The following is a 25,345-nucleotide window of genomic DNA, read 5'->3' on the forward strand; positions in this document are numbered from 1 at the left end:
CACGAAACGGGGCTTTTTCAACTGCTCGATAGAACTGGCTACTTAGCAGAGGGCTGGTGCGCGGGGCCGGACTCGAACCGGCACGTTCTTGCGAACGTCAGGACCTAAACCTGGTGCGTCTACCAATTTCGCCACCCGCGCGATGCCAATCTTTTCAGGTGAATGCAAAAGCGGACGGGCTTTCTGCGCCACGGATTCCCGTGGGCCAAAGACCATCCGCTTGAAATCGGTCAGCTTTCTATTTTAGACGCTAATCGGCACCGCTTTCGGCTCGCGCTTCACACGGAATGCAGCGGCGTACATCGCAGGCAACGCGAGCAGGGTCAACACCGTTGCCACGATCAGCCCGCCCATGATCGCAACCGCCATCGGGCCCCAGAAAACGCTGCGCGACAACGGGATCATCGCCAGCACCGCGGCAGCTGCCGTCAGCACGATAGGCCGCAGCCGCCGCACCGCCGACTCGACGATCGCGTCCCACGCCGGCACGCCCGCCGCGCGGTCGATCTCGATCTGGTCGATCAGGATCACCGCATTGCGCTGGATCATGCCCATCAGCGCGATCACGCCCAGCAGCGCGACGAAGCCGAACGGCCGGTTCAGCACCAGCAGCGCGCCGGCCACGCCGGCAATGCCCATCGGCCCGGTGATGAACACCAGCAGCGAGCGGCTGAAGCTGTGCAGTTGCAGCATCAGCAGCGTGAACACCAGGAACAGCATGATCGGCACGCCCGCCACGATGGACGCCGAGCCCTTGCTGCTTTCCTCGGCGGCACCCGCCACCTCGATGCGATAGCCGCCCTGCCCGGCCGCGGCCCAGCCGGCCTCCAGCTCGCGCAGCTTCGGCAGCAACTGGGTGGTCACGGTCGCGCCCTGCAGGCCCTCTATGACGTCGCCCTGCACGGTGATGGCGTAGTCGCGGTTCTCGCGCCACATCACGCCCGGCTCCCAGGTGAACACCGGCTTGGCGATCTGCGCGAGCGGAATCGAGCGGCCCGAACTCGTCGGGATGTAGGCATTGCCGATGTCCGAGATGGCCTGGCGCTCGTCGGGCGCCTGGCGCAGCACGATGTCGATGAGAAGGTCGTTCTCGCGGTACTGGCCCACGGTGGTGCCGCTGAACATCGTCTTCGATGCCTGCGCGATGGCCTGGCTGGTCACGCCCAGGGCGCGGGCCTTGGCCTGGTCGACCTCGAGGCGGATCACCTTCACCGACTCGTTCCAGTTGTCGTTCACGCCGCGCATGTTGGCGTTGTCGCGCAGCACTGCCTTGACCTCGTCGGCATGGCCGCGAAGCAATGCGGGGTCCGGTCCGATCACGCGGAACTGCACCGGGTACGCCACGGGCGGCCCGTTGGGCAGCAGCTTGACGCGGCCGCGTACCTCGGGAAACTCCTGCGCCAGCAGCTGCGGCAGCTTCAGGCGCAGCGTTTCGCGCACCTTCAGGTCCTTGGCCAGCACGATGAGCTGCGACACGTTGGTCTGCGGGAACACCTGGTCCAGCGGCAGGTAGAAGCGCGGCACGCCCGAGCCGATCCAGGTGCTGACCGTGCTCACGCCGGCCTCTTCCATGAAACGCTTCTCCACGCGCCTGGCCACTTCCTCGTTCGCGGCGAACGAGGTGCCTTCGGGGAACCAGATGTCCACCAGGATCTCCGGCCGGCTCGAGTCCGGGAAGAACTGCTGCTGCACCTTGCCCATGCCGACGATGCCGAGCGCGAAGATCAGCACGGTGGCGCCGATGGTCATCCAGCGGTGCTGCACGCACCAGTTCACCGCACGGCGGAAGGCGTTGTAGAACGGCGTGTCGAACAGCTCGTGCGGGGGCGCATCGGGGTCGTGCGGCTTCACCTTGAGCAGCAGCGTGCCGAGGTACGGCACGAAGTAAACCGAGACGATCCACGACAGCACCAGCGCGATCACCGTCACCGCGAAGATCGCGAAGGTGTATTCGCCCGTCACCGATTTCGCCAACCCGATCGGCAGGAAGCCGGCCGCCGTGATGAGCGTGCCCGTGAGCATCGGCTTGGCCGTGACGTCGTAGGCGTAGGTGGCGGCGCGCGCCTTGTCGTAGCCCTCTTCCATCTTCCGCACCATCATCTCCACCGCGATGATGGCGTCGTCCACCAGCAGGCCGAGCGCGATGATGAGCGAGCCCAGCGATATCTTGTGCAGCCCGATGCCGAAGTAGTTCATTGCCAGGAAGGTCACCGCCAGCACCAGCGGAATGGTGATCGCCACCACCAGCCCGGGACGCATGTCGATGTACCAGCCGAAGCGCCCGCCCCTGTGCAGCCCGAGCGAGATGATGCTCACGGCCAGCACGATGGCCACGGCCTCGATCAGCACGCCGACGAATTCGTTGACCGAGCTGGCCACCGACACCGGCTGGTCCTGCACCTGCGCCAGCTTCACGCCGGCCGGCAGGCGCTTGTCGATGGTGGCGGTGGTGGCCTTCAGCGCCTTGCCCAGCGCGATGATGTCGCCGCCCTTGGCCATCGACACACCCAGCGCAATCACTTCCTTGCCCTGGTGGTGCACCTTGACCGCCGGCGGATCGACGTAGCCGCGATGGATGTCCGCGATGTCGCCCAGCTTGAGCTGGCTGCCCGAGCTGCCGCGGATGGGCATGTCGCGCAGCTGGTCGACGCTGGTGAACTGGCCGGCCACGCGCACCTGCACCACGTCCTGCGGCGACGAGATGGAGCCCGCGCTCTCCACCGCGTTCTGCGAGCCGAGCTGCTGCAGCACCGCGTTGAAGTCGAGCCCGAGCTGTGCCAGGCGCTTCTGGGAGATCTCGATGTAGACCTTCTCGTCCTGCACGCCGAACTGGTCGACCTTGGCCACGTCTTTCACGCGCAGCAACTGCTGGCGCACGTCGTCGGCCATCGTCTTGAGCTCGGCGTAGCTGAAGCCTTCGCTCTCCAGCGCGTAGATCACGCCGTAGACATCGCCGAAGTCGTCATTGAAGAACGGGCCTTGCACGCCGGCCGGCAAGGTGGCGCGCATGTCGCCGATCTTCTTGCGCACCGTGTACCAGACGTTCGCCACCTCGGTGGACTTCGACGAGTCCTTGATGTTGAAGATGATCTGGGACTCGCCCGGCTTCGAATAGCTGCGGATCTTGTCGGCGTAAGGCGCTTCCTGCAGCGTGCGCTCGAGCTTGTCGGTGACCTGCTCGGCCACCTGCTGCGCGGTGGCGCCGGGCCAGTAGGTCTTCACGACCATGGCGCGGAAGGTGAACGGCGGGTCTTCGTCCTGCCCGAGCTGGAAGTACGCGAACACGCCCAGCACCATCAGCACCACCATCAGGTAGCGCGTCAGGGGCGCGTGGTCCAGCGCCCATCTGGAGAGGTTGAAGCCGGCGGGCTTGTCGTTGGGGTTCGCAGGGCTGCCGCTCATTTGGCAGCACCGCCGGTTGCGCCTGCAGCGATCTCCTTGCCGCTCGCGGCGACGGCCGCCACGGGCTGGGCCGATGCCTTCGCGCCGGCATTGGCGGCGGCCGCGGCCGCCTCCTTCGACTGGTAGATGGTGACCTTCTGCCCCGGCGACAGCACGTGCACGCCGGCGGCCACGACCATCATGCCGGGCGTGATGCCGCTGGCGATGACGGCCTCGTTGCCGTCTGCCGTGGCCACCTGCACGGCCTGCGAGCGCACCGTCATGGTCGATTGGTCGAGCACCCACACGGCCGTGCCCTTGCCCTCCTGGCGCAGCGCGCTGGTCGGCAGCTTCATGACAGCGGTGGTCGCGTGCGCCAGCGCCTGCGGCCGTGCATAGACCGTGGCGCCGAGCGGCGGCGAGGCGGCCGCGTCGATCGCGACCTTGACCGAATACGTGCGCGTCACGGCATCGGCGCTGGCCGCCACCTCGCGCACCTGGCCCTGCAGTTCGCTGCCGCCCGACCAGCCGCGCACGGTGACCGGCGAGCCGATCTTGACGAGCGTGGCGCGGTCTTCCGGCACCGCGAACACCACGTCGCGCGCGCCGTCCTGTGCGATGCGCACGACCGGCGTGCCGGCCTGCACCACCTGGCCCGGCTCGGCCTCTATGGCGGTGACGATGCCGGCCACGTCGGCCACCAGCGTCGTGTAGTTGGCCTGGTTGCCCTGCGAGGAAAGCTGTGCCTGCGCCTGTTCGAGCTGGGCCTGCGCGGCCTTCCAGGTGGTTTCGCGGCGTTCCAGTTCGGCGCCGCTGATGAAGTTCTGCTCGCGCAGTTCGCGATAGCGCTTCAGGTCGGCTGCCGCGAGGTCACGGTTGGTCAGCGCGGCGGCCTGCTGGGCGCGGGCGGCTTCGGCGGCGAGCCGGTAGTCCTGCGGATCGAGTTGCGCCAGCACCTGGCCGGCTTGCACGTGCTGGCCCAGTTCCGCCTGGCGCCGGGTGATCTTGCCCGCCACGCGGAAGCCCAGCCGCGACTCGACGCGCGCCCGCACCTCGGCGGAGAACTCGGGCTGGGCGTCGAACTCGCTCGCCCCCACGGTCACGACCTTGACCGCGCGAACGGGGTCCTCGACTGCGGATTTAGGCGAGCAGCCGGCCAGGAAGACGGCGGGAAGCAGCAGCCATGCGGCGCTGCGGGCGCGGGAAAAGACAGTGGTGGAGGCGGTCATGAGACACCCAGGAGAGGACGAACCGGGCCATTAATGACCCACTGGTTAGTAATCTAGGATAAACCCGAACCACTGTCAATGACCCGCTGGTCACTAGAACCCGATGTGGGCTCCGGCCGCCGCCTACGTACGCTGCCCCATCTCCACCAGCCGGTTGTCCGGCAGCTCGAAATAGTCCGATGCCCGGCCCGCATTGCGCTGCAGCCAGCCGAACAGCGCGCGCCGTATCGGGTTCAGGCCCGGCAGGTTCTCCTCGCCGACCGAGGCGCGCGAGACGAAGTACGAGGTCTTCATCGAGTCGATCGCCAGCGTCTTCTGGTAGGCCAGGATGCGGATGAACTCGGGCACGTCGGGCCGCTCCATGAAGCCGTGCCGCGCGGTGACCACCCATATGCCCTCCATCAGCTGCTCGGCCTCGATGCGGTTGCGCGCATCGACACGCGGCGTGTCGCAGGGCAGCACGCGCAGCACGATGACCTGCTCATGCAGCACCTGGTTGTGCTTGAGGTTGTGCAGCAGCGCATGCGGCACCGCCGTGGCGTCGGGGTTCAGGAACACCGCCGTGCCGCTCACCCGGTGCGGCATGTGCAGCGCCAGCGACTCGATGAAGGGCCGCAGCGGCAGGCTCTCCGCTGCGGCTGCCTCCAGGCCCAGCCGGCGGCCCTTGGCCCAGGTGGTGAAGACCACCATCACCACGACCGCCACCGCCAGCGTGAGCCAACCGCCCTCGGCAATCTTCAGGCTGTTGGCCACCACGAAGGTCAGGTCGACCACCGCGAAGGCCGCCACGCCGACCACCACCGCCACCTTGTTCCAGCGCCACAGCCCCCAGGCCACGATGCCGGCCAGCAGCGTGGTCGTCACCATGGTGATCGACACGGCGATGCCGTAGGCCGCCGACAGCGCGCCCGAGCTGCGGAAGCCCAGCACCAGCAGCAGCACCCCCACCATCAGCAGCCAGTTCACCGTCGGCACGTAGATCTGCCCGATCGCCGTGCCCGAGGTCTGGATCACCCGCATGCGCGGCAGGTAGCCCATGCGCATCGCCTGCGCCGTGAGCGAGAAGGCGCCCGAGATCACGGCCTGCGATGCAATAACCGTGGCCATTGCCGCGAGCACCACCATCGGCAGCACGCCCCACGCGGGAAAGAGCCGGAAGAACGGGTTGTCGATGGCCGCCGGGTTGGCCAGCACCAGCGCCCCCTGCCCGAAGTAGTTCAGCACCAGCCCCGGCAGCGCGATGAACAGCCATGCGAGCCGGATCGGCTTGGCGCCGAAGTGCCCCATGTCTGCATACAGCGCCTCGCCGCCCGTGAAGGCCAGGAACACCGCGCCCAGCACCGCCAGCGACTGCGCCCGGTGCTCGACCAGGAAGCCCAGCGCCCGGCGCGGATCGAGCGCCGCCAGCACCTGCGGCTGCTGCAGCACCTGCCACAGTCCGGCCGCGGCCAGTATCAGGAACCACAGCAGCATGACCGGCCCGAACACCTTGCCGACCACGCCCGTGCCCTTCTTCTGCACCGCGAACAGCCCGATGAGAATGACCACCGTGATCGGCAGCACCGCCTTCTGCAGCACCGGCGCCTGCACCTCCAGGCCCTCGACCGCCGACAGCACCGAGATGGCCGGCGTGATCAGGCTGTCGCCGTAGAACATGGCCGCGCCCACCAGCCCAAGCATGCCGATCACGTTCCATACCCAGGGCTTCGTCTTCGGCCCCGACACCGCGTTGCGCGCCAGCGCCTGCAGCGCCAGGATGCCGCCCTCGCCGTCGTGGTCGGCACGCAGCACGAACACCACGTACTTCAGCGTGACCACGAACATCAGCCCCCAGAAGATCAGCGAGAGCAGGCCCAGCACCGAATCGGGCGAGAACGGAACGCCGTGCTCGGGGTTCATCGTCTCCTTGAAGGCATAGAGCGGCGAAGTGCCGATGTCGCCGAACACCACCCCCAGCGCGGCGATCATGAGCGTCGGCCCCGCCGGGTGCGCCGCCTCGCCGTACGCTGAAACCTGGGACCCGGAAGCCGGTGCGGATGCTTTCATGAGAAGCAGGAAGTTCAAAGTGGCGACGCTGCGAGCATAGTGCCGGGGCGCTGCGTCGTCGCGGACAATCGTGGCGTGTCCGCCACTCCCCACCTTGCCAACCCGCCGGCCCACTACGAGAACTTCCCCGTAGCCTCCTGGCTGTGCCCGCCGCACCTGCGCCCGCCCATTGCCGCGATCTACCACTTCGCGCGCACCGCCGACGACATCGCCGACGAAGGCGAGGCCTTGCCGGATCAGCGGCTGGCCGATCTGCGCGCCTACCGAGAGGAACTGGCTGCCGCCGCGCAGGGCGAGGTGCTGCCGTCATCGCGCTGGCCCCGTGTGTTCGGCCCGCTGGCCCACAGCATCGCGCAGCACAAGCTGCCCGAAGACCTGCTCGCCGACCTGCTGAGCGCCTTCATGCAGGACATCGAGAAAACCCGCGACCACGGCACCTACGCCGACCGCGCCGAGCTGCTCGACTACTGCCGCCGCTCCGCCAACCCGGTCGGCCGGCTGCTGTTGCACCTCTACGGCGTGCACGACGCGCAGGCGCTGGCGCAGAGCGACGCCATCTGCAGCGCGCTGCAGCTCATCAATTTCTGGCAGGACCCGAGCGTCGACCTGCCGCGCGGGCGTTTCTATTTCCCGCTGACCGACTGCGACCGGCGCAGCCTGACGCGCGAGAACTTCAAGGTGTTCGCGCCGCTGTCGCCGGCCCCGCCGCCGCAGGAAGCTATCAATCTGATAGCAGTGGTGTCTTACTGGGCGCGCGAGCTCATGACGGAAGGCGCGCCGCTGGTGCACCGGCTGCCCGGCCGCGCGGGCTGGGAACTGCGGCTCGTGGTGCAAGGCGGGCTGCGCATCCTCGACAAGATCGTCGACCTCGGCTTCGACACCTTCTCGCAGCGCCCCACCGTCGGCAAGGCCGATGCCCCCCTGCTGCTCTGGAAGGCCATGCGGATGCGGAGACAATCACGGCCCATGAAAGCAGCGCCTCCCCGATGAATCCCGAGCAATACGTGCAAGACAAGGCCGCCGCCTCGGGCAGCAGTTTCTATTACGCCTTCCTGTTCCTCCCCAAGCCGCGCCGCGCCGCGATCACGGCTTTCTATGCGTTCTGCCGCGAGGTCGACGACGTGGTCGACGAGGTCAGCGATCCCGGCGTGGCCGCCACCAAGCTCGCCTGGTGGCGCACCGAGGTGGCCCAGTCTTTCGCGGGTACGCCCCGCCACCCGGTGATGCAAGCGCTGATGCCGCATGCCGCGGCCTACGGCATCGAGGCGCGCCAGCTCAACGAGGTGATCGACGGCTGCCAGATGGACCTGGACCAGACCCGCTATCTCGACTTCCAGGGACTCGCGCGCTACTGCCACCTCGTGGCCGGCGTGGTGGGCGAAGTCGCGGCGCGCATCTTCGGCCAGACCGATCCGCAGACCACCGCCTATGCCCACAAGCTGGGCCTGGCGCTGCAGCTCACCAACATCCTGCGCGACGTGGGCGAAGACGCCCTGCGCGGGCGCATCTACCTGCCGGTGAACGAGCTGCAGAAGTTCGACGTGAAGGCGCACGAGATCCTGAACCGCGTGCACTCGGAACGCTTCGTCGCGCTGATGAAGTTCCAGGCCGCGCGCGCCCACGCGGCCTACGACGAAGCGCTCGCCCTGCTCCCGCTGGCCGACCGCCGCGCGCAGAAACCGGGCCTCATGATGGCCAGCATCTACCGCACCCTGCTGCGCGAGATCGAACGCGACGATTTCCAGGTGCTGAACCAGCGCGTAAGCCTGACGCCGGTGCGCAAGTTCTGGCTGGCGTGGAAAGTCCAGGCGCTGGGCAGAATATGACTCGCCCCCAGGCTTCGCGCACTTCGTGTCGCTTCGCCACCCCCCTACCGGGGGCAACACCCGAGGCCCGGCAGAGCCGGCTCCTCGGTGTTCCTGGAAATGGCCCCACGCCAGCGGCACTGCGCGCATGAAAACAGCCGTCATCGGCGCCGGCTGGGCCGGCCTGGCCTGCGCGGTCGAGGCCACGCGGCTCGGGCATGCCGTCACGCTGTTCGAAGCTGCGCACATGCCCGGCGGCCGCGCGCGGCGCGTCGACGACATGCACGGGCTGGCGCTCGACAACGGGCAGCACATCCTGATCGGCGCATACACCGCCACGCTGAAGCTGATGCGCGATGTCGGCGTGGATGTCGACGGCGTGCTGCTGCGCCTGCCGCTGTCGCTGCGCTTTGCGGACGGTGGCGGGCTCAAGCTGCCGCGGCTGCCCGCGCCGCTCGACCTGCTGGCCGGCATCTTCGGCGCGCGCGGCTGGACATGGCGCGACAAGTCGTCGCTGCTGCGCACCGCCATCGGCTGGCGCCTTTCGGGCTTTCGCTGCACCGACAGCGCCACGGTCGCCGACCTGTGCGCCGGCCTCACCCCGCGCGTGATGAAGGAGCTGATCGAGCCGCTGTGCGTGTCGGCGCTCAACACACCCGTGGGGCAGTCGAGCGGCGAAGTGTTCCTGCGCGTGCTGAAGGATGCCCTCTTCAGCGGCAGCGGCGGCGCCGACCTGCTGCTGCCCCGTGCCGACCTGGGCGCGCTGCTTCCCGACGCGGCCATCCGGTGGCTGACCGCACAGGGCGCGCAGGTGCGCATCGGCACCCGCGTGCGCGCCATCGCATCCGAGGGCGGCCGGTGGCGCGTCGACGATGAAATCTTCGACCAGGTCGTGCTGGCCTGCGCGCCGTGGGACGCCGCCCGGCTGGTGCGTGCATCCGGCCTGCAGGCGGATGCCTGGTGCGCAACCACCGAGGCCCTGCGCTTCGAGGCCATTGCCACCGTCTATGTGCGCGGCGCCTCGCCGCTGGCCGAACCGATGCTGGCGCTGCGCAGCGACCCGGCCACCGCCCCCGCGCAGTTCGCTTTCGACCGGGGCCAGCTCGGCGGCATGCAAGGCGTGCTCGCGATGGTCGTCAGTGCCAACGAGGCTTCGCGCGAAGTGCTGGAAGAACAGGTGATCGCGCAGGCCGCCAAGCAACTGGGCCAGACGCGGTTGCAGCTCGTGCAGACCGTGGTCGAGAAACGCGCCACCTTCGCCTGCACACCCGCCCTCGCCAGGCCTCCGTCGGCCATCGTGCCCGGCCTGCAGGCCTGCGGCGACTACACCGAAGGCCCCTACCCGGCCACGCTCGAAGGCGCCGTCCTCAGCGGCCTCGCCGCCGCAAAGGCAATGACCCCATGACCACCGAACTGCGCTACCTCGACTTCGACTACAGCGAAGACACCGAAGGCCACGGCACCTTCGACGCGATGGCGTCGACCACGCCCGAGAAGACGCCCGAGGTCAAGCAAGAGATTGCCGTCGTGCTGGCGTGGGCCGAGGCCACGTTCCCGCACGTACGCGGCGCCCTCGACGAAGGCGCCATGTGGGACTACGACCTGCAGGAAACGCGCGAAGAAAACCCGCGCTTCGACACCGTCACCCTCTCGCTCAGCGGCACCGCAGACTTCTGCGCGGCGCTGCGCGAGCAGTTCGCGCTCGACTGACCGCCCGACAGGAAGCTCAGGCGGCTGTCTTGTTGCGCAACCGCAGCAGGCTCAGGCCCAGCAGCACGAAGGCCCCGCCCGACACCTTGTTGAACAGCCGCGTGCGGCGCGGATCCGAGAGCTGCTTGCGCAGAAGTCGCGCCAGCAGCACGTAGAACGCATGCGACAGCACCGAGGCGGTCGCGAAGGTGGTCGTCAGCACCACGAACTGCATGGCCAGCGGCGCGTCCTGCGTCAGGAATTGCGGGAACAGCGCGGAGAAGAAAAGAATGCCCTTCGGGTTGGTCAGCGCCACCGTCAGGCCGTTGCCGAACAGGCGCAGGCCCGAACGCGGCACCGCACCGGCCGGCGCGCCCTGCAGGTCGGCGAACACGCTGCCCTGGCTGCGCCACTGCTTGATGCCCAGGTAGATCAGGTAAGCCGCGCCGGCCAACTTCAGCAGCATGAAGGCATGGGCGGAGGTCGAGAGCACCACGCCCAGCCCGGCCATGGCCGCGGCCGACACCATGAACAGCCCCGTCGCATTGCCGAGCGAGCTGATCATCGCGCGTCGCGGGCCCACGCTCATCGAGTTCGAGACCGCGAGCAACACCGCCGGTCCGGGCGTGAAGGCGACGAGCAGCGTGACGCCGCAGAAGACGAGCCAGTTCGAGAAATGCACTTTGGGGTTCCTGCCCGGCGCGAGGCCGCAAGAAGTTGAGGACGACGGGAAACTATAGTCAGCCCCGCGAATCGGCGCAGACGCCGCGCCAATACCCTCTCACTCCCGGAACCCCACCCATGGTCACCTGCTACCTGCGCTACATCGTCGACGCCTACAAGCTCAAGGAGTTCGAGCACTACGGCAGGCTCTGGATCCCGCTGGTCGAGAAGTTCGGCGGCCAGCACCACGGCTACTTCCTGCCCTCGGAAGGCACGAACAACGTCGCGCTGGCGATGTTCACCTTCCCGAGCCTGGCCGCCTACGAAAAGTACCGCGCCGACTCGATGCAGGACCCGGAATGCCAGGCCGCCTTCAAGTACGCGGAAGAAACCCGCTGCATCCTGAGTTACGAACGCAGCTTCTTCCGCCCGGTATTCAAGTAAGGCCTCAGGCGCCGAGCGCAACGCACAGCGCGTGCAGGTTCGGCACGATCAGCTGCGGCCGGGCGTCGTGCACCCAGGGCCGCTCGTCGCGCACGAGCCAGGCGGCCTGCATGCCGGCATTGAGCGCGCCGACCACGTCGAGCTCGGCGTCGTCGCCCACGTGCAGCACGTCCTTGGGCAGGAAGCCGACCGATGCCGCGGCGGCACGGAAGATGGGCGCATGCGGCTTGCCGCTGCCGAAGGCCCGCGCATTGAAGGCGGTGCGGAACCATCGGCCGACGCCGGTCTTGTGGATGTCGGCGTTGCCGTTCGAGATGGCCACCAGCGGATAGCGTTCGCTGAGCCACTTGAGTGCGGGCAGCGCGTCTTCATACAGCGTCACGCGCTGGCGCTCTTCGAAGAACGCCTCGAAGGCCGGATCGGCCAGCGCCGGGTCTTCGCCCGCGCGCTTGAGCGCGGTGCGGATCGACTCCCGGCGCAGCGCGCTCAGGTCGTGCGCAAGGTCGGAGCGTTCCTTGGCCGTGGCTTCGCGCAGTTCGCGAAGAATGCCGGGCGTCAGCAGCAGCGAGGCCGTCTTGGGCGCCTCGCGCAGCAGCCATTCCTGGAGCACGCCCTCTGCGCGCTCGATGGTCGGCCAGATCGGCCACAGCGTGTCGTCGAGGTCGAGCGAGATCGCGGAAATACGTTGGAGGTCGAGGGGTTCGGCGCCTGCTGGCGCCGTCGAAGCGGAGGTCATGACCGAGAATATCGCATGCCTCCACATCCCGAGAACGCCCCGCCGGGCACCCCGCGCACCGCCGTGCTCTGGTGCAACCTGGGTTCGCCCGATGCACCGACCGCCGCCGCCGTGCGCCCCTACCTCGCAGACTTCCTGGGCGACCCGCGCGTGGTCGAGATTCCCAGGGCGATCTGGGCGCTCATCCTGCACGGCATCATCCTGCGCGTGCGCCCGGCCAAGTCGGCCGCCAAGTACGCGAGCATCTGGATGCCCGAGGGCTCGCCGCTCAAGGTGTTCACCCAGAAGCAGGCCACGCTGCTGGCGGGCTGGCTCGGTGAGCGCGGCCACCGCGTGACGGTGCGCGACGCGATGCGCTACGCCAACCCGTCGATCGCCTCGCGCCTCGACGCGCTGCAGGCCGAGGGCGTCACCCGCGTGCTGGTGCTGCAGGCCTACCCGCAATACTCGGCCACCACAACGGCCAGCGTGATCGACGCGGTGAACGACTGGAGCCGCAAGCAACGCCGCCTGCCGGAGTTCCGCTTCGTGAATGACTTCCACGACGACCCGGCCTACATCGAGGCGCTGGCCCAAGGCATCGAGAAACACTGGAAGACCGAAGGCCGCGGCGAGGTGCTGCTGATGAGCTTCCACGGCATTCCCGCGCGCAACATCGCGCTCGGCGATCCGTACCAGTCTCAATGCCTGGAAACCGCGCGCCTGCTCGCAGAGCGACTGGGCCTTTCGGCGGCGCAGCACCGCGTCACCTTCCAGTCGCGCTTCGGCCGCGCCAAGTGGCTCGAGCCCTACACCGAACCCACGCTGCGCGAACTCGGTGCCTCCGGCATCCAGCGCGTCGACGTGGTGTGCCCCGGCTTCCCGGCCGACTGCCTCGAAACGCTCGAGGAAATCGCCATGGAAGGCCGCGAGGCCTTCATGCACGCGGGCGGCAAGACATTCAGCTATATCCCGTGCCTGAACGACAGCCCGGCATGGATCACCGCGCTCGCGGGCATTGCCGAGCGCAACCTGGCGGGCTGGCCCACGCAGTCGACCGCGCGCTGAAGCGGCTTCAGCCCGCCGATTTGCGCGCCAGCAGCGCCTGGATCGCGGCTTCCATCTCGGCGTATTCGCCCTCGCCGAAGTGCTGCCGCATCACCTGACCCTTGCTGTCGACCAGGTAGAAGGCCGGCCAGTACTGGTTGTCGTAGGCCTTCCAGGTGGCAAAGGCGTTGTCCTGCGCCACCGGATAGCGAATGTTGAAGCGCCGGATCGCATCTTCCACGTTGCGCGTGAGCTTCTCATAGGCGAATTCGGGCGAGTGCACGCCCACCACCACGAAGCCCTGGTCCTTGTACTTCTCGTACCAGCTCACCACGTGCGGCAGCGTGCGGATGCAGTTGATGCACGAGTAGGTCCAGAAGTCGACCAGCACCACCTGCCCGGCCAGCCTCTTCAGCGTGAGCGGCTCCGAGTTGAGCCACTTGTCGATGCCCGCGAACTCGGGGGCCTTGCCGTAGTCGCGCAGGCCCGGCGACGCGGCCAGGGCACTGCGTACCGGCCACCCGCCACCGGCCGCCGCAGCCAGGGCCGACGCCCCCGCGGCGAGCCCCGAGAACGCTCTCCTGGACAGCATGTTCTTCATGATCGCAACCCCGTTCCTTGTGTCAGACCGACAGCGGTCAGGCGCGATTGTTTGCGGCGCATCCCGGGCGTGCGCATGTGTCACGGCAATTTGAACTTTGTCCCGGCGGCGTGAAGGCCGGGAGCGACTCAGAACTTGCCGAGGTAATCCATCTTGCCGATCGGGATGCCCTTGTGGCGCAGCACGTCGTAGGCCGTGGTCACATGGAAGAAGAAGTTGGGCAGCGCGAACTGCAGCAGGTAGCGCTGCGCGGTGAAATGCGCCTCGCCTTCGCGCGCCTTGATGGTCACGGGACGCTCTTCCTGGCCGTCGATCAGCGCGCGGTCCACGCTCGCGAGGAAGTCCTGCGTCTTCGCGATGCGGGCGAGCAGGTCGTCCCAGGTCTTTTCCTCGTCGGGAAAGCTCGGCGCGGTGATGCCGGCGATGCGGGCCGTGCCCAGCTTCGAGGCATCGCTGGCGCGCTGGATCTGGCCGGCCAGGGTGAGCATGTCGGGCGCCAGGCGCGCCTCGACCAGCGTGGCCGGGTCGATGCCGTTGGCCTTAGCGTGCGCCAGGCCCTTGTCGAGCAGATGGGTGAGTTGGCCGAGTCCGCGTGCGAAGACGGGCACCGACAGGTCGTACAGAGAGAGCGCCATGATGGTCGAGGCCTTGTTGTGGTTGAAGCGGCGGCGATTGTCCTGCCGCCGGGGCTTCAACGACCGGCCGCGCGGATAAACCCTTCGATCGGCTCCAGTTGTTCGGGCACGTTGAGCGCCGGCGCGTGGCCGCAGGCAGGCACTTCGATCACCTGCAGCCGGCCGGCCGCGCCGGGACCGCGCCGGCGCATCTGCTCGACCACTTCGGGCAGCACCAGGTCGGACTCCACGCCGCGCAGGCACAGCACAGGCACCTCGATGGCGTCGTAGTGCGGCCAGATCAGGTAGTCGTTGTCGTGCGCGCTGAACTGCCGGACCATGGCCGGGTCGTAGTGCGGCGTGACGCGGCCGTCGGACAGCCGGCGCGTGGAGCTTTCGGTCAAACGGCGCCATTGCGCATCGCTGAGCCAGCCGTAGGGCTTGTAGACGGTGCGAAAGAACGCCTCCAGCTCGGCCACGGTGTCGAACGCGGGCGGCTGGCCCGCGTAGGCGCGGATGCGCTCGATGGCGGGCTGGGCCAGTTCGGGCGCGTTGTCGTTGAGCACCAGGCTCGCGATGCGCGCCTTCATGCGCGGCTCGAACAGCCCCGACGCGCAGACCGTGCCGATGGCACCGCCCATCGAGGTGCCGACCCAGTGCACACGCCCCAGCCGCAGTTCGTCGCACAGCGCGTTGGCGATGCGTGCGTAGAACGACAGCTTGTATTCCTCGTCGGGCAGCGGGCTCCATTGGCTCAGGCCGCGGCCAATGGTGTCGGGGCAGATCACGCGGAAGCCGCGCGAGGCGAAGTGCTGCGCCAGCTCGTCCATGTCGCGGCCGGTGCGCGCCAGTCCGTGCCAGGCGATGACCACGGGTGCGTCTTCGGCGCCCCACTCAAGCCAGTGGATCTCGCGGCCCGCGAGCTGCGCATAGCGCGAGAGTGGAATCTGATTGTTGTTGTTGTCGCTCATCGCGCAGCCCTTGCTCGCAGTTTGCCGACGATGCCGGTGGGAAAGTAATAGACGGACAGCACGAAAAGCACGCCGAGCCACAGCAGCCAGCGGTCGGGCGACAGCAGCGCGGCCAGCCAAGGCAGGCCGCTCGCGGCCTCGTTGCCGATGCGCAGCAGGTCCTGCAGGTAACTCTGCGCAATGACGAACAGCACCGCGCCGATGGCCGCGCCGTAGATGGTGCCCATGCCGCCGATCACCACGATGAGCAGCACGTCGATCATGATCTCGAAGCTCAGCGAGGTGTCGGGCCCGTTGTAGCGCAGCCAGATCGCCAGCATCGCGCCGGCCAGCGTGGCGAAGAGCGCCGACAGCACGGCGGCCGTGGTGCGGTACACCACCACGCGGTAACCGATGGCCTCGGCGCGGAACTCGTTCTCGCGGATCGCCTGCAGCACGCGGCCGAACGGAGAATTCACGATGCGCAGCAGCGCCAGCACCAGCACCACCGCCGCCACGAAAAGCAGGTAGTAGCACAGCAGCCGGCCGTCGAGCGACACGCCGAGGAAAGGCTCCTCGGAGAACTCGAAGCTCGGCGAGATCAGCTCGGGCAGCTTGAAGGTCAGGCCGTCTTCGCCGCCGGTGAAGTCCGACAGCTGCGAGGCCAGCGTCTGGAACGCCGAGGCCACGGCCAGCGTGATCATCGCGAAGAAGATCGCGCGCACCCGCAGCGAGAACAGCCCGATGGCGAACGACAGCACCAGCGAGACCGCCAGCGACGCGCCCAGCCCCACCAGCACCGCGCCCCAGTTGGGCCCGAGCCGCGAGGCCGAGATGGCGATGCCATAGGCACCGATGCCGAAGAACATCGTGTGCGCGAAGCTCACGATGCCGGTGTAGCCCAGCAACAGATCGAAGCTGGCCACCAGCACCACGAACACCAGGATCTTGGCCGCGACGCTCAGCGCCTTCACGCCCGGGAAGATGAAAGGCGCGAACGCCAGCGCAAGGAACAGCACCACCAGCAGCAGCGCCAGAAGGCGGCTGCGCGGCATGTCGTTGGAGAGAAGTCGTTTCAGGAACACGGCGGCTTTCTCCTTCTCAGCGGTTCGCCACGGGGTACACACCCTGCGGACGCCACAGCAGCACGGCGACCATCAGGAAGATGCTCGCGAACTGCGTGAGCGTGGGCAGCAGGAAGCCGATGTAGTTGGTCATCAGCCCCACCAGCAGCGCGCCGATGAGCGCACCGCCCGTCGAGCCCAGCCCGCCGATGATGATGACGATGAAGATCAGCACGTTGACCTGCGCGCCCATCTGCGGCACCAGGTTCTGCTGGAACAGCCCCCACATCACGCCGCCCAAGCCGGCCAGCGCGCTGCCCACCACGAACACCCCGACGAACAGCCGGCCGATGCGGTAGCCCAGCGACTCGACCATCTCGCGGTCCTGCACGCCGGCGCGGATGAGCAGGCCGATCTTGGTGCGGCCCAGCGTCCAAGCGAGCACGCCGAACACCACCACGCCCACGGCCACCGCAAGCAGGCGGTACTTGCTGATGGCCGCATCGCCCACCAGCAGCGAGCCGCGCAGGGCCTCGGGCAGCGGCAGCGGAACCTGCGCCGGGCCCCAGATCACCTTGATGAGCTCCTCGCCGATGATCATGCCGCCCATCGTGATGAGGATCTGCTTCAGATGCTGGCCGTACACAGGCCGCACGATGAAGCGCTCGAAGGCCAGCCCCACCGCGCCGGCCACGAGCATCGCGACCAGCATGGCGGGGAACACCGCCACGAGGTTGCGCCACAGCTCGCCCGAACCGGTCCAGTCGCCCATCAGGCCGAGCACGCTGCTCGCCACGAAGGCGCCCAGCGCAATGAACACGCCGTGGCCGAAGTTCAGCACGTCCATCAGGCCGAACACGAGCGTGAGGCCCGAGGCGATGATGAAGATGATCATGCCCATGGCCAGGCCCGCCACGGTGAGCGTGAGCCAGGTGGAGAAGGAGCCGGTCAGCGGCAGCGCGGCGAGCGCCAGCACCGGGGCCAGCAGCAGCGGCTTCCAGTCGAAGTCGAGTTTCATAGAGCCAGTCCGAGCAGCGATTGCTGCAGTTGCGCGTCGGCGGAGAACTCCGCCATGGAGCCCGCGTGCACCACGCGGCCGTTGTCCATCACCGCGACGGTGTCGCCCAGGCGCTGGGCGAAGTTGATGTTTTGCTCGACCAGCAGGATGGTCACGCCGCTGCGCTTGAGCTCGGCGAAGGCATCGATCATGTTGTTGATCATCACGGGCGCCAGGCCCTTGCTGGGTTCGTCGATGATGAGCAGCTCGCGCGGCTCCACGATGGCGCGAGACACGGCCAGCATCTGCTTCTGCCCGCCCGACAGCTTGCCCGCCGGGTGGTTCCAGAATTTCTCGACCGCGGGGAAGAGCTTGAAGATCCACTTCAGGCGCGTGTCGTCGATCTGCTGCGCGTTCTTGGCGCCACGCGCGGCCAGCAGCATGTTCTCCTTCACCGTGAGGTCGGAGAAGATGCCCATGTTCTCGGGCACGTAGGCAATGCCCAGGCCGGCGATCTGCGGCGTGTGCTGGGCGGTGATTTCCTTGTCACCGAAGCGCACCCTGCCCTGCGACGCATGCCACAGGCCCATGATGGTTCGCAGCGTGGTCGTCTTGCCCGCGCCGTTGCGGCCCAGCAGCATCGTGAGCTGACCACGCGGCACGGCCAGGTCCACGCCGTGCAGGATGTGATACGCCCCGATGTGCGTGTGCACGCCTTCGAGACTCAACAGGTTCTGAGTTGTCATCGGTCTTGCTCCTTCCCCTTCCGGGGGAAGGTCGGGATGGGGGCAAGCGGCGCCTGCAAGGCTGCGGTGGTGTGGAGGCCGCGAGCCCCCACCCCGGCCCTCCCCCGGGAGGGGAGGGAGAAACTCGAATTCATCGGCACGCGCGTCATGCAGCCACCTCCTTCGCCACGCCCAGGTAGGCCTCCTGCACCACCGGCGAGGCGATCACCTCGGCCGGTTCGCCGTCGGCCACCAGCGTGCCGTTGTGCAGCACGATGATGCGGTCGGCCAGTTCGCGCACCACGTCCATCTTGTGTTCGACCAGCAGGATGGTCTTGGTCTTGTCCTGCTTGAGCTTGCGGATCAGGTCGAGGATGACGGGCGCCTCGGCCGCGTTCATGCCGGCCGTGGGCTCGTCGAACATGAAGACCTTGGGCTCCAGCGCCATCAGCAATGCCACTTCCAGCTTGCGCTGGTCGCCGTGCGGCAGGCTGGCCACCGTCGCGTGTTCGCGCGATTCCAGCGCCACGTCGGCCAGGATCTGGTCGGCGCGCTCGGTCAGCGCCTGGTGGTCGCTCCAGATGCTCCAAAGATTGAGCCCCCGCCGGTGCGCGCCCTCGCGCGTGGCCTGCACCGCCAGGCGCACGTTCTCCAGCACGGTGAGGTTCGGGAACAGGTTGGTGAGCTGGAAGGCCCGCCCCAGCCCCGCGTGCGTGCGCGCGGACGGCGACAGGCCCGACAGCGGCTGCCCGTCGAGCGACACCGTGCCGGCGCTCGCCTTGAGCTGGCCCGAGATCAGGTTGAAGTAGGTGGTCTTGCCCGCGCCGTTGGGGCCCACGATGGCCGTCAGCGTGCCCGGCGCGAAAGCGCAGCTCACATTGTTGACGGCCACGTGCCCACCGAAGCGGATGGTCAGATCTCGGGTCTCAAGCATCTTTGGTCATTGCGAATCAGGAGTCGAAAGATTGCACGGCGGCCTCAGCAGCTGCCGATCACGTAGTAGTTGGGGCCGGTCTGCTTCAGCGTGGTGGTCGCGTAGATGTTCCACAGCCCCATGGACTGGTTCGAGCCGTAGGCATAGGTCAGCCCGTACAGGGCATAGGCGCGTCCGGCGATGGTATGGGTGTAGTTGCTCGCGGTGTAGCAGGTGCCGGTGCCGCCGCCGCCGCTGCCCGCCGTGGTGGCGCCGGTGGCCGCCGTCGACATGGCGCCTTCGGCGTTGCTCGCGTTCAGCGCGGCCACGGTCCAGCTGTAGCTGGTCGACGCGGCCAGGCCGCTGTCGGTGTAGCTGGTGGCGGTGACCGGCGAGGCGTTGACCTTGCTGCCGCCGCGGTACACGTTGTAGCCGCTGGCGCCGCTCACGGCGTTCCAGCCGATCACCATGCTGGTGCTGGTCGCGCCCGAGGTACCCACGCCGGTGGGCGCGGGCAGGCCGCTGCCGCCGCCGCCGACGCTGGTCACGCGGTCGATCATGGCCTTGAACGCCGCCATCTGCGGGCCCGACTTCTTCGCATAGTTGGCGCTGTCGTAGCCCCACCAGTCCCAGCAGCTGTTGGTGGCCGCGGTGCTGGTCTGCGGATAGATCAGCACGATGTTGTTGGTGTCGGCCCAGCGGTTGTAGCCGGTCTTGCGCACGTACTGGTCGCTCACGTCCGAGTAGTTCTGCTTGCAGCCGTGCAGCACCAGGTGCACGCGGCACGAGGTGGTGGTGCAGGCCTGCGGCACGTAGATCCAGCCGGTCGCGGCCATGCCGTGGCCAGTGACGAATTCCGACTGGTTGAACTCGGTGAAGGTGCCGCCCAGCGTGCCGTTGTTGCGCGGATTCAGCGGGCCGTAGATCTGCGTGAGGATCTCGCCCGCCAGGTCGAAGCCGCAGTTGTTGATGTACGGCGCCGCGGTGGTGCTGCAGGCGCCGCCGTAGTCGTCGGTGACCATCGCGTGGCCGGCGCCGATGTTGTTCTTGTAGACGATGTTGGCCGCCGGCACGAAGCTCTGGTAGTAGGTCTTCAGGTCGTCCATCACCGCCTGCTTGACGGTGTTGTCGGAGGTGCCCGAGAACATGTACACCTTGGAGGCGCTCAGGTTGGACACCGGGTCGATCGCGCCGCTGGCGGCCCAGCTGTTGGTGGTGCTCACGAGCGACGACACCGGGATGCTGCTGCCGTGCGTCATGCACCGGCCGGTGGCGTTGAGCACCGAACCCTCGGCGCAATAGAACGGCCCGCCGGCCACCACGCCGGCGCCGCGCTTGAAGGTGGCCGAATAGGCCACGTGCAACTGCACCGCCGCGAAACCGCCGGCCGACAGGCCGGACACGCTCACCTCCGCCGGGTTGGCGCCGAGCGACGGCAGCGGCACCGCCGCCATCGCGGCCTGCGCCGCCACCGCCATCGCCGCAGCGGCGGCAAGTCCCTTCCAGTTCAATCGCATCGCTGGCATCGCTGTCTCCTTCTGTTGTGGTTTGTCGAACGCTTGCTTGCTCAAGAATCGAATCGGCCGTGGATCGCGCGGGCACTCGCCCCGTCAGGAAAAACGGGCGCAGGCTACCGCTTCGCCCGGCGGCCATCCGGGGCGAAAAGGGAGCGGCGCCTTTCTTGCGCCGCGGGGTTCAGGTAACGATCGGCGCCGTGGTCAGCGCTTGTTCTTGATGGGAATGTCCATCTCTTCCGGCTTGATCTCGTGCACCAGCTCCGGCACGCCCCAGGCGAACGCCGGGTCGACCTTGATCTTGAAGTGGTACATCGACTGCATCGCCTGATGGTCTTCCTTGCGGAAAGTCATCTTGCCCTTGGGCGTGTCGAAGCTCATGCCTTCCATGGTGCTGATGAGCTTGTTGGTGTTGGTGTCGCCGCCCGTCTTCTTGAGCGCCGTCACCACCGCCATCGCGGCCGAGAAGCCGCCGGCCGTGAAGAAGTCCGGCGGTGTCTTGAATTCCTTGTAGTGGGCCGACACCATCGCGTCGTTCACCGGGTTCTTCGGGATGCCGAAGTAGTAGTACGCCGCGCCTTCCATGCCCGGCAGTGCCTTGTAGGCGGCCATGGCCGGCAGGATGTTGCCGCCGGTGGCGATCTCGATGCCGTAGCGCTTCAGGTCGAGGTCGACGATCTTGAACGGGTTGCCCGCGCCGGCCCAGACGATCCAGATGATCTTGCGGCCCGGCTGGTCCTTCAGCTTGTCGATCAGGCGCTGCGCGCCGGCGGTGAAGTCGGTGGTGGCGGGCGGCAGGTACTCTTCATGGACCAGCTTGGCCTTCTTGAGCGCGGAGCCGAAGGCCTTCACGCCGTCGCGGCCGAACGCGTTGTCCTGTGCCAGCGTGGCCACGGTCACGCCGGGCTTGTCGACCGCCACGGCATTGGAGATCGCGTCCTGGCTCGAATTGCGGCCGGTGCGGAAGATGTACTTGTTCCACTTGTCGCCGGTGATCGAGTCGGCCACGGCGGGCTCGACCAGCAGGATCTTCTTGTATTCCTCAGCCACCGGCAGCATGGCCAGCGCCACGCCCGAGGCGGTCGGGCCGATGGCCAGCGCGGCCTTGTCGTCCGAGTAGGCGGCCGCCAGCAGCGACTTGCCGAGGTCGGGCTTGCCCTGGTCGTCCTTCTCGATGACGACGATCTTCTTGCCGTTGACCATCATCGTGCCTTCGGTGGCGTAGTTCAGGCCCATCATCAGGCCGGTCTGCGTCTGCTTGCCGTAGGCTTCCAGCGCGCCCGTCTTGCTGTAGATGTGGGCGATGCGGATTTCGTTGGACTGGGCCCAGGCGGGAGCGGCAACTGCGCAGGTGGCGAGCGCGGCAAGGGCGACGAGGTGGCGACGGTTCATTCTTTGTCTCCTGGAAAAGGTGACTGAATATTGCACAGTTCGTGCCACCTGCCTAAGCCATTGATAACTAACGCTTCTTCATTCGGAAGCAGCGTCGTTCGACTGAATTCAGAACATTGCGCGTGTTCGATTTTCAGCCAACTGTCTATTTTTCGTTCAGGGTTTTCGCGGAGGCCTGGCGCTCGGCGATCCACTGCCTGAACTGCCGCTCCGCCTGCATGCGGAACTCGTTGCGCGCATGGTTGCAGGCCGCATGCGCGAGCCGCCGGTGCTTTGGCGAACGCATGCCGCCGAAGGTCGAGTCGACAAGGTGTTCGATGGTGGCGGACTCGGGCCGGCCGAAGGGCTCGCTGAAGTCCATCGCGAGGCCGCACCAATGGCAATTGGGGCCGAAGGTGGAACGCAGGGCCTGGACGCTCACAGGCTTGCGTACTCCAGGATTTCCTGTCCCATCAAGTTGCAGTCCTTGCCCGACACGTAGTAGATGAGCCGCATGCGGTAGCTGCCCTTGTAGATCGAGCCCCACACCTCCAGCACCTTGAACTGCTGCTTTTTGTTGGCGGGGTTGCGGATGGGCGCCACTTCCTTCACGGCGGGGTCGATCTGGATGCGGTCGTCCTCGCCGAAGTGGAAGGTCAGCAGCTTCCTGGCGCGGGACACGGCTTCGCTCGCACACTGGGGCGCGGGCGCCGCGCTGGCAAAGCTGGCGGCGGCGCATGCCGCAACGAGCACAAGGGAGCGGATCGATGTCTTCATGAATGCAGGAACAGGAGGATGGCAGGAGGAAGCGCAATTGTCGGGCGTCATGTGGGCGTGTCGACGTCGTCCCAGTCGTGGTCTTCGAAGCGCACCAGCCAGTTCAGCGCGCGATGCCGCTCCAGCACGACACCGGGGTCGACGCCCGCAGGAGCCGCCTCTTCCTTCAGGCGCGCCTGGCGCACGAGCCAGTGCAGCCGGTAGTGCAGATCCAGCGCATCGAGCAGTTCGCTGTCCGTGCGCACCTTGGCAGCCCGCATCACGCCGTCGACGTCGCCGGCATCCAGCATCAGGCGCGTGGCCAGCGGCACGTCGCAGATGGCCCCGGGAAACGGCAGCGCATCGACCAGGCCCAAGGCCCATTCAAGCACGAAGAGGCACTCGAAGCGCCAGCCGAACTGCGCCACCGCGGACTCGCCTGGAGCCTCATCGGCAATGAAGGCCTGCTCGTCGGGCGACAGGTTCGCCTGCGCGGACGGCAGCCGCGCGAACAAGTCGGCCACAGGCAGCGGCTCGCCGCTCGCGACCGACTCGGCGCGGGCCGATACGGCCAGCAGCGCGAACGCCCTGCCCGCCAGCTCCCGCGGCGTGCGCGGGCGCAACTCGGGCTCCGAAACAAGAGGCGGCAGGTGCTGCGGCACCGGCATGCCGCGCGACGCGAGCAGCGCCTCGGTGCGCGCCTTGCGCTGCCACGCCTCGGCGGGATAGGGAACCGCGGCTTCCCGGTCGGGCTCCTCGCCCGCCGCCGACAGCAACACCCGCCCGTTGGGGTCGCGGATGCCGCCATCGGGCAGGAACACGATGGCGTTCGCACGCTCCGCCCACTCGGAAAACGCGTCGAGCTGCGACTCGTCGATGGAGAGACTCAGGTGCTGGCGTACCCGCTGGATGTGCCGCATCGCGTGATAGCGGTTGCGCGACATCTCGCCGTTGCCCCTGCTCAGCACATAGCCCACGAAGCCCGAAAGATGGGCCGCGAGTTCCGGATCGGAAAGATCGCGGCGGGCATGCAGCGTGTGCGGAAAGCCGAGCGCGGGCACGTCGGCGCGCGTGCAGTAGGCATTGATTAGCACGCCTTCGCGCCCCCCTGCGTCAGTCGATGCAGTGGATGCGGCCGGTGCAGCGCCCGAGCCGGCCAGCGCCTTCAGTCGTGTCAACAGACCCTTCATGGAAATCCTCTCCCTTGTCGATCGAAATCCGGCCGCCGTCGGCGGCCGCTACTTACTGGTTCGTCATGCGCTCATACAGCGTGGCGCGCGAAATCCCGAGCAGCCGCGCCGTTGCCAGCTTGTTGCCGCCGGTGGATGCCAGCGCGGCCGCAATCGCTTTGCGCTCCAGCTCGGCCACCTGCTGCGCCAGCGGCCGCAGCAGTGCCGCTTCTTCATCGCCGTCGTGCGCGCTCTGCAGGGTGGCCGGCAGCTCGATCTGCTCCAGCCCCGCCTCGCGCAGGATGCGTTCGAGCTGCACAGCGTCGATGCGCTGCGAGTCGCTGCGCATCGTCACCTGCTCCAGCACGTTGCGCAGCTCGCGGATGTTGCCGCGCCAGTGCTGGCCGGCCAGCAGCGCGAGCGCGTCGGGCGTGAGTTCGGGCGGCGCCTCGCCGCTGCGCAGCGCCATGTCCTCGCCCAGCGCCTCGACCAGCGCGGGAATGTCGGCGCGCCGCTCTCGCAGTGGCGGCACGCGCAGCGGCAGCACGTTGAGGCGGTAGTACAGGTCTTCGCGGAACTGGCCGCGGCGCACCAGCTCCGGCAGGTCGCGCGAGGTGGCGGCGATCACGCGGGCGTCGAAGGGCACGAGCTTGTTGGAACCCAGCGGCTCGATCTCGCCTTCCTGCAGCGCGCGCAGCAGCTTGGCCTGCAGGCCCAGCGGCATGTCGCCTATTTCGTCGAGGAAGAGGCTGCCGCCGTCGGCCAGCTTGAACTTGCCCTCGCGGCCCTTGCGGTCGGCGCCGGTGAAGGCGCCGGGCGCGAAGCCGAAGAACTCGGCTTCGAGCAGGGTGTCGGGCACGGCCGCGATGTTGACGCTGACGAACTGCCCCTTGGCACGCGCGGACGACGCATGGATGGCATGCGCCAGCAGCTCCTTGCCGGTGCCGGTTTCGCCCAGCAGCAGCACCGGGCTGGCCGACTGCGCGGCGCGGCGCGCATGGCGCTTGACCTCCACCGCCGCCGGGCTGCTGCCGATGAAGCTGGCAAAGGTGTACTTGGAGCGCCGCTGGCCGTCCGCATGGTGGTAGAGCGGGTTGTTGCGCTGGCTGGCCAGTTCGCGCCGCGCGTCGTCGAGGTCGCGCTGCAGCAGCGCGAACTTGCTGATGAGCGGCTGCAGCGTGGTCTCCGGCTGGTCGAACAGCACGATGCCGATGGCGCCGATCACCTCGCCCATGCCGCCGTCCGCGCCCTCGCGTTCCTCGCGCAGCGGAATGCGGCTGACCACGAAGGTGCCTGCCTTGTTGGTGAGCAGGTCGATCAGTATCGGCTCGCCTGTTTCAAGCACGCGGCGCATCTGCGTGTTCGGGATCACATCTTCCACCATGTGCCCCATGAACTGGTCGATGGACGAGAAACCCAGCGCCGGCAGGAAGCGCCGGTAGCCCTCGTTCACCCACACGATGCGCCCGCCGCGGTCGACCAGGAACATGCCCTGGCTGATGCTTGAAAACAAATGAAACATCGAGCGCGCGGCCAGCGCAAGAATTCCCTGGGCGTCGAGCGGCAGGGCGGGCGGCAGAGAAGGAGAAACTGGCATGGCGGCATCGTAGCGTGCCTCGATCGGCAGCAGATCGGGCGCCGCTTCCCTTCAG

General features: G+C 67.7%; 24 protein-coding genes and 1 tRNA gene. 6 read left to right on the forward strand and 19 right to left on the reverse strand.

Annotation, left to right across the window (positions count from 1 at the left end; genetic code table 11):
• Window positions 1-54: 54 nt before the first annotated feature.
• From C4F17_RS07350 to C4F17_RS07365, 4 genes are all read right to left on the reverse strand, one after another.
• Window positions 55-141: transfer RNA gene (locus tag C4F17_RS07350), tRNA-Leu, on the reverse strand.
• A gap of 102 nt (window positions 142-243) precedes the next feature.
• Complete coding sequence (locus tag C4F17_RS07355; protein WP_106934796.1) at window positions 244-3,402, reverse strand: efflux RND transporter permease subunit; 3,159 nt, start codon at window positions 3,400-3,402, stop codon at window positions 244-246.
• Entirely contained in the window at window positions 3,399-4,610 is a 1,212-nt protein-coding gene (locus C4F17_RS07360; protein WP_106934797.1) for an efflux RND transporter periplasmic adaptor subunit, read from the reverse strand. The genes C4F17_RS07355 and C4F17_RS07360 overlap by 4 nt, the downstream gene beginning before the upstream one ends.
• 123 nt (window positions 4,611-4,733) lie before the next feature.
• Complete coding sequence (locus tag C4F17_RS07365; RefSeq protein ID WP_106934798.1) at window positions 4,734-6,578, reverse strand: potassium transporter Kup; 1,845 nt, start codon at window positions 6,576-6,578, stop codon at window positions 4,734-4,736.
• A 153-nt stretch (window positions 6,579-6,731) separates the two neighbouring features.
• On the opposite strand from C4F17_RS07365, the gene hpnC reads away from it, so the two are divergent.
• From hpnC to C4F17_RS07385, 4 genes are all read left to right on the forward strand, one after another.
• Entirely contained in the window at window positions 6,732-7,646 is a 915-nt protein-coding gene (hpnC, locus tag C4F17_RS07370; RefSeq protein WP_106934799.1) for a squalene synthase HpnC, read from the forward strand.
• Window positions 7,643-8,482 (forward strand): presqualene diphosphate synthase HpnD, encoded by an 840-nt coding sequence (gene hpnD / locus C4F17_RS07375; protein ID WP_106934800.1) that lies wholly within the window; start codon window positions 7,643-7,645, stop codon window positions 8,480-8,482. The genes hpnC and hpnD overlap by 4 nt, the downstream gene beginning before the upstream one ends.
• A gap of 127 nt (window positions 8,483-8,609) precedes the next feature.
• Window positions 8,610-9,866, forward strand: coding sequence for a hydroxysqualene dehydroxylase HpnE (gene hpnE / locus C4F17_RS07380; protein ID WP_106934801.1), 1,257 nt, complete (start codon window positions 8,610-8,612; stop codon window positions 9,864-9,866).
• Window positions 9,863-10,171, forward strand: coding sequence for a hypothetical protein (locus C4F17_RS07385; RefSeq protein ID WP_106934802.1), 309 nt, complete (start codon window positions 9,863-9,865; stop codon window positions 10,169-10,171). Before hpnE ends, C4F17_RS07385 begins: the two co-directional genes overlap by 4 nt.
• 16 nt (window positions 10,172-10,187) lie before the next feature.
• Here C4F17_RS07385 and C4F17_RS07390 read toward each other — a convergent pair whose 3' ends face one another.
• On the reverse strand, window positions 10,188-10,832 hold the full coding sequence (locus C4F17_RS07390) for a LysE family translocator (RefSeq protein WP_106934803.1): 645 nt from the start codon (window positions 10,830-10,832) through the stop codon (window positions 10,188-10,190).
• A 119-nt stretch (window positions 10,833-10,951) separates the two neighbouring features.
• On the opposite strand from C4F17_RS07390, the gene C4F17_RS07395 reads away from it, so the two are divergent.
• Complete coding sequence (locus C4F17_RS07395) at window positions 10,952-11,257, forward strand: NIPSNAP family protein (RefSeq protein WP_081270890.1); 306 nt, start codon at window positions 10,952-10,954, stop codon at window positions 11,255-11,257.
• A gap of 4 nt (window positions 11,258-11,261) precedes the next feature.
• Here C4F17_RS07395 and C4F17_RS07400 read toward each other — a convergent pair whose 3' ends face one another.
• On the reverse strand, window positions 11,262-11,993 hold the full coding sequence (locus C4F17_RS07400; RefSeq protein ID WP_106934804.1) for an HAD family hydrolase: 732 nt from the start codon (window positions 11,991-11,993) through the stop codon (window positions 11,262-11,264).
• A 15-nt stretch (window positions 11,994-12,008) separates the two neighbouring features.
• Here C4F17_RS07400 and hemH point away from each other — a divergent pair, with 15 nt between their 5' ends.
• The gene (gene hemH, locus C4F17_RS07405) at window positions 12,009-13,040 is read left to right on the forward strand and encodes a ferrochelatase (protein ID WP_081270892.1); all 1,032 of its coding nucleotides are present in this window, start codon (window positions 12,009-12,011) and stop codon (window positions 13,038-13,040) included.
• A gap of 7 nt (window positions 13,041-13,047) precedes the next feature.
• Here the strand turns inward: hemH and C4F17_RS07410 are convergent, their stop codons facing one another.
• From C4F17_RS07410 to C4F17_RS07470, 13 genes are all read right to left on the reverse strand, one after another.
• The gene (locus C4F17_RS07410; protein WP_106937472.1) at window positions 13,048-13,611 is read right to left on the reverse strand and encodes a thioredoxin family protein; all 564 of its coding nucleotides are present in this window, start codon (window positions 13,609-13,611) and stop codon (window positions 13,048-13,050) included.
• Between the two features lie 137 nt (window positions 13,612-13,748).
• Complete coding sequence (locus tag C4F17_RS07415) at window positions 13,749-14,255, reverse strand: DUF1993 domain-containing protein (RefSeq protein ID WP_106937473.1); 507 nt, start codon at window positions 14,253-14,255, stop codon at window positions 13,749-13,751.
• Between the two features lie 56 nt (window positions 14,256-14,311).
• Window positions 14,312-15,205 (reverse strand): alpha/beta fold hydrolase, encoded by an 894-nt coding sequence (locus C4F17_RS07420; RefSeq protein ID WP_106934805.1) that lies wholly within the window; start codon window positions 15,203-15,205, stop codon window positions 14,312-14,314.
• A complete protein-coding gene (locus C4F17_RS07425) occupies window positions 15,202-16,269 on the reverse strand; it encodes a branched-chain amino acid ABC transporter permease (protein WP_106937474.1) in 1,068 nt (355 codons plus the stop codon). Before C4F17_RS07425 ends, C4F17_RS07420 begins: the two co-directional genes overlap by 4 nt.
• Window positions 16,270-16,285: 16 nt before the next feature.
• Window positions 16,286-17,266 (reverse strand): branched-chain amino acid ABC transporter permease, encoded by a 981-nt coding sequence (locus tag C4F17_RS07430; protein ID WP_081270895.1) that lies wholly within the window; start codon window positions 17,264-17,266, stop codon window positions 16,286-16,288.
• Entirely contained in the window at window positions 17,263-17,991 is a 729-nt protein-coding gene (locus C4F17_RS07435; RefSeq protein WP_106934806.1) for an ABC transporter ATP-binding protein, read from the reverse strand. The genes C4F17_RS07430 and C4F17_RS07435 overlap by 4 nt, the downstream gene beginning before the upstream one ends.
• A 145-nt stretch (window positions 17,992-18,136) precedes the next feature.
• Entirely contained in the window at window positions 18,137-18,904 is a 768-nt protein-coding gene (locus C4F17_RS07440) for an ABC transporter ATP-binding protein (RefSeq protein WP_106934807.1), read from the reverse strand.
• A gap of 44 nt (window positions 18,905-18,948) precedes the next feature.
• A complete protein-coding gene (locus tag C4F17_RS07445; RefSeq protein WP_106934808.1) occupies window positions 18,949-20,409 on the reverse strand; it encodes an extracellular catalytic domain type 2 short-chain-length polyhydroxyalkanoate depolymerase in 1,461 nt (486 codons plus the stop codon).
• 192 nt (window positions 20,410-20,601) lie between these two features.
• On the reverse strand, window positions 20,602-21,789 hold the full coding sequence (locus C4F17_RS07450; RefSeq protein ID WP_081270899.1) for a substrate-binding domain-containing protein: 1,188 nt from the start codon (window positions 21,787-21,789) through the stop codon (window positions 20,602-20,604).
• A gap of 145 nt (window positions 21,790-21,934) precedes the next feature.
• Window positions 21,935-22,210, reverse strand: coding sequence for a hypothetical protein (locus C4F17_RS07455; protein WP_106934809.1), 276 nt, complete (start codon window positions 22,208-22,210; stop codon window positions 21,935-21,937).
• A complete protein-coding gene (locus tag C4F17_RS07460; RefSeq protein WP_106934810.1) occupies window positions 22,207-22,545 on the reverse strand; it encodes a hypothetical protein in 339 nt (112 codons plus the stop codon). The genes C4F17_RS07455 and C4F17_RS07460 overlap by 4 nt, the downstream gene beginning before the upstream one ends.
• A 47-nt stretch (window positions 22,546-22,592) precedes the next feature.
• A complete protein-coding gene (locus C4F17_RS07465; RefSeq protein WP_106934811.1) occupies window positions 22,593-23,714 on the reverse strand; it encodes a DUF4272 domain-containing protein in 1,122 nt (373 codons plus the stop codon).
• A 52-nt stretch (window positions 23,715-23,766) separates the two neighbouring features.
• Window positions 23,767-25,290: a sigma-54 interaction domain-containing protein gene (locus C4F17_RS07470; protein WP_081270935.1), complete on the reverse strand. Its 1,524-nt coding sequence runs from the start codon at window positions 25,288-25,290 to the stop codon at window positions 23,767-23,769.
• Window positions 25,291-25,345: the final 55 nt, after the last annotated feature.

The organism is Variovorax sp. PMC12 (assembly GCF_003019815.1).
In the GTDB taxonomy this organism is placed as follows: domain Bacteria; phylum Pseudomonadota; class Gammaproteobacteria; order Burkholderiales; family Burkholderiaceae_C; genus Variovorax.

Bases quoted from the DNA above. Each gene is read 5' to 3' on its own strand.
- hpnE (WP_106934801.1), top strand. From the start codon at position 8,610: ATGAAAACAGCCGTCATCGGCGCCGGCTGGGCCGGCCTGGCCTGCGCG.
- C4F17_RS07385 (WP_106934802.1), top strand. From the start codon at position 9,863: ATGACCACCGAACTGCGCTACCTCGACTTCGACTACAGCGAAGACACC.
- C4F17_RS07465 (WP_106934811.1), bottom strand. From the start codon at position 23,714: ATGAAGGGTCTGTTGACACGACTGAAGGCGCTGGCCGGCTCGGGCGCT.
- C4F17_RS07435 (WP_106934806.1), bottom strand. From the start codon at position 17,991: ATGACAACTCAGAACCTGTTGAGTCTCGAAGGCGTGCACACGCACATC.
- C4F17_RS07395 (WP_081270890.1), top strand. From the start codon at position 10,952: ATGGTCACCTGCTACCTGCGCTACATCGTCGACGCCTACAAGCTCAAG.
- hpnD (WP_106934800.1), top strand. From the start codon at position 7,643: ATGAATCCCGAGCAATACGTGCAAGACAAGGCCGCCGCCTCGGGCAGC.
- C4F17_RS07360 (WP_106934797.1), bottom strand. From the start codon at position 4,610: ATGACCGCCTCCACCACTGTCTTTTCCCGCGCCCGCAGCGCCGCATGG.
- C4F17_RS07420 (WP_106934805.1), bottom strand. From the start codon at position 15,205: ATGAGCGACAACAACAACAATCAGATTCCACTCTCGCGCTATGCGCAG.
- C4F17_RS07430 (WP_081270895.1), bottom strand. From the start codon at position 17,266: ATGAAACTCGACTTCGACTGGAAGCCGCTGCTGCTGGCCCCGGTGCTG.
- hemH (WP_081270892.1), top strand. From the start codon at position 12,009: ATGCCTCCACATCCCGAGAACGCCCCGCCGGGCACCCCGCGCACCGCC.
- C4F17_RS07440 (WP_106934807.1), bottom strand. From the start codon at position 18,904: ATGCTTGAGACCCGAGATCTGACCATCCGCTTCGGTGGGCACGTGGCC.
- C4F17_RS07365 (WP_106934798.1), bottom strand. From the start codon at position 6,578: ATGATCGCCGCGCTGGGGGTGGTGTTCGGCGACATCGGCACTTCGCCG.
- C4F17_RS07450 (WP_081270899.1), bottom strand. From the start codon at position 21,789: ATGAACCGTCGCCACCTCGTCGCCCTTGCCGCGCTCGCCACCTGCGCA.
- C4F17_RS07355 (WP_106934796.1), bottom strand. From the start codon at position 3,402: ATGAGCGGCAGCCCTGCGAACCCCAACGACAAGCCCGCCGGCTTCAAC.
- C4F17_RS07415 (WP_106937473.1), bottom strand. From the start codon at position 14,255: ATGGCGCTCTCTCTGTACGACCTGTCGGTGCCCGTCTTCGCACGCGGA.
- C4F17_RS07400 (WP_106934804.1), bottom strand. From the start codon at position 11,993: ATGACCTCCGCTTCGACGGCGCCAGCAGGCGCCGAACCCCTCGACCTC.
- C4F17_RS07460 (WP_106934810.1), bottom strand. From the start codon at position 22,545: ATGAAGACATCGATCCGCTCCCTTGTGCTCGTTGCGGCATGCGCCGCC.
- C4F17_RS07410 (WP_106937472.1), bottom strand. From the start codon at position 13,611: ATGCTGTCCAGGAGAGCGTTCTCGGGGCTCGCCGCGGGGGCGTCGGCC.
- C4F17_RS07445 (WP_106934808.1), bottom strand. From the start codon at position 20,409: ATGCCAGCGATGCGATTGAACTGGAAGGGACTTGCCGCCGCTGCGGCG.
- C4F17_RS07470 (WP_081270935.1), bottom strand. From the start codon at position 25,290: ATGCCAGTTTCTCCTTCTCTGCCGCCCGCCCTGCCGCTCGACGCCCAG.